The sequence below is a fragment of the Phenylobacterium sp. genome (assembly GCF_037138395.1).
In the GTDB taxonomy this organism is placed as follows: domain Bacteria; phylum Pseudomonadota; class Alphaproteobacteria; order Caulobacterales; family Caulobacteraceae; genus Phenylobacterium.
This window is the reverse complement of record NZ_JBAXIM010000245.1, coordinates 1-2,215: the sequence shown is the minus strand read 5'-3', so window position 1 is coordinate 2,215 and position 2,215 is coordinate 1. Positions and strand designations below refer to the sequence as shown.

General features: G+C 63.3%; 3 protein-coding genes. 2 read left to right on the top strand and 1 reads right to left on the bottom strand.

Annotated elements, in window-relative coordinates; all coding sequences use genetic code 11:
• The coding region (gene dgt / locus WCJ52_RS12835) for a dGTP triphosphohydrolase (RefSeq protein ID WP_336903695.1) at positions 1–581 on the bottom strand (581 nt) is incomplete at its 3' end.
• A gap of 65 nt (positions 582–646) precedes the next feature.
• On the opposite strand from dgt, the gene WCJ52_RS12830 reads away from it, so the two are divergent.
• A complete protein-coding gene (locus tag WCJ52_RS12830) occupies positions 647–997 on the top strand; it encodes an iron-sulfur cluster assembly accessory protein (RefSeq protein WP_336903694.1) in 351 nt (116 codons plus the stop codon).
• Positions 998–1,001: 4 nt separating this feature from the next.
• The gene (gene xth / locus WCJ52_RS12825) at positions 1,002–1,784 is read left to right on the top strand and encodes an exodeoxyribonuclease III (RefSeq protein WP_336903693.1); all 783 of its coding nucleotides are present in this window, start codon (positions 1,002–1,004) and stop codon (positions 1,782–1,784) included.
• Positions 1,785–2,215: the final 431 nt, after the last annotated feature.

Below are 2,215 nucleotides of genomic sequence, written 5' to 3'. Positions count from 1 at the left end.
TGGGCCTCGGCCGAGGCCCAACCCCCCAGTTCGAGGCTGTAGTCCTTGTCGAATGCCGCCACGGCGCTCCAGGAGGGCCTTCCAAGCCGGGAGGTGACCGGGCCATTATGTTTGATGACGCCCTCCAGGGTCTCCCAGGTGAGGTTCAACCCGATCCAGAGCGGATAGCGGCGCTCGAGTTCAGTCACCACCCGGAAGGTCTGGACGTTATGGTCGAACCCCCCATAGGGCTGCATGGCGCTGTCCAGCTCGTCCTCGCCCGCATGTCCGAACGGCGGATGTCCCAGGTCATGCGCCAGGGCGATGGTCTCGGCGAGGTCCGCCTCCAGGCCCAGGGCCGTGGCGAGGGATCTGGCGATCTGGGCCACCTCGAGGGAGTGGGTCAGGCGGGTGCGGTAGTGATCGCCCTCATGGGCGACGAAGACCTGGGTCTTCTCCTTCAGCCGCCTGAAGGCCGAGGTGTGGATAATCCGGTCCCGGTCGCGGGCGAAGGGAGTCCGGGTGCGGCTCTCCGGCTCCGCATGGCGGCGCCCGCGGGAGGCGGCGACGCTTTGCGCGAAGGGGGCACGGACGACATTCATGCTTCGGATGGCTCCATGACGGCTGCCCCTTCCAAGGCGGCGCAACCAGGCTCATATAGAGCATCATGTCTACAGATGCAGTCCTCAACGCCCCGGACCTGTCCCTGACCGCCGCCGCCGCGCAGCGGATCGCCGACCTGTCCTCCCTCGAAGGCCGGCCCCTCATGCTTCGGATCGGGGTCGATGCCGGAGGATGTTCCGGCTTCCAGTACCAGTTCGACCTGGTGGAGGTCGCCGACCCGGATGACCGGAGGATCGAGCGCGACGGCGCCGCTGCCCTGGTGGACGAGATCAGCCTGGTCCTCCTCAAGGGCTCCGAGATCGACTTCGTGGACGAACTGTCCGGCGCCGAGTTCCGGATCCGGAACCCGAACGCCCGGTCCAGTTGCGGCTGTGGCGTCAGCTTCTCGATCTGACTCCGTGCGCATCGCCACCTGGAACGTCAATTCGGTCAACGCCCGACTGGAGACAGTCCTGCGATGGTTCGAGGCCGAGCGGCCCGACGTCGCCTGCCTGCAGGAAATCAAGTGCGTTGACGAGAAGTTCCCGGCAGAGGCCTTCGAGCGCCTGGGATACACCTGCGCCGTCCACGGGCAGAAGACCTACAACGGGGTCGCCCTCCTCAGCCGGACCCCGCTGGAGGATGTGACCCGGGGCCTTCCCGGCGACCCGTCCGACGACCAGGCTCGCTATATCGAGGCAGTGGTCTCGGGCCCGCAGCCGGTCCGCGTGGCCTCGATCTACCTGCCCAACGGCAATCCGGTCGCCTCGGAGAAGTTCCCCTACAAGCTGGCCTGGATGGCGCGCCTGCACCGCCATGCTGCCAGTCTACTCCTGCACGAGGAGCCCCTCGCCCTGATGGGCGACTACAACGTCATTCCGGGCCCCCTGGACGCCGCCAATCCGGGGGACTGGAGCGATGACGCCCTCTTCCAGCCCGAAAGCCGGGAAGCCTTGCGGTCCCTCCTGTGGAGCGGACTCACGGACGCCTGGGCAGAGGTGGGGGACGGTCCTGGCGGCTATACCTTCTGGGACTACCAGGCCGGCGCCTGGCCGAAGAACAATGGGATCCGCATCGACCACGCCCTCCTCTCGCCCCAGGCGGCGGACCGGCTCGTTGCCTGCAGGATAGATCGTTCGCCCCGGGGCTGGGAAAAGCCCTCAGATCACACGCCCCTGGTGATTGATCTGAATTTCGCCTGAGAATGCGCTGAAGTCGTCGGACTTATTCGATATAGAAAGCATTCGCTATTTTTAATTTCCCGCGAATTTCTGTTTCTATATTCAGTTCATCCACACCCTTCACGACGATCATAGCGTCGGTTTATTTAGCGTGTTTCATTTTAGAACTTGGAGTTAATGAATGTTATTTAGCTTTCGTTAACCGGATAGTCTGTTTCCCCCACCCCATTCCCGAAATGACGTCGCGGATTTGTATGGTTAATACGGTTTTTACTTAGTCTCGTTAACTTCTATTAACTCCCGAAGGGTCATAGGCAGACTGTTCATCCGTGTCATTCCGACCCGAGGAAGCCGTCATGTCTCGCAAGATTTCGAAGCGCAGCAGCTCCATCGCCCTGGCAGCCATGGCAGGGGTCTCCCTCCTCGCCGTGCAGGCGCATGCGGCGTCGAGC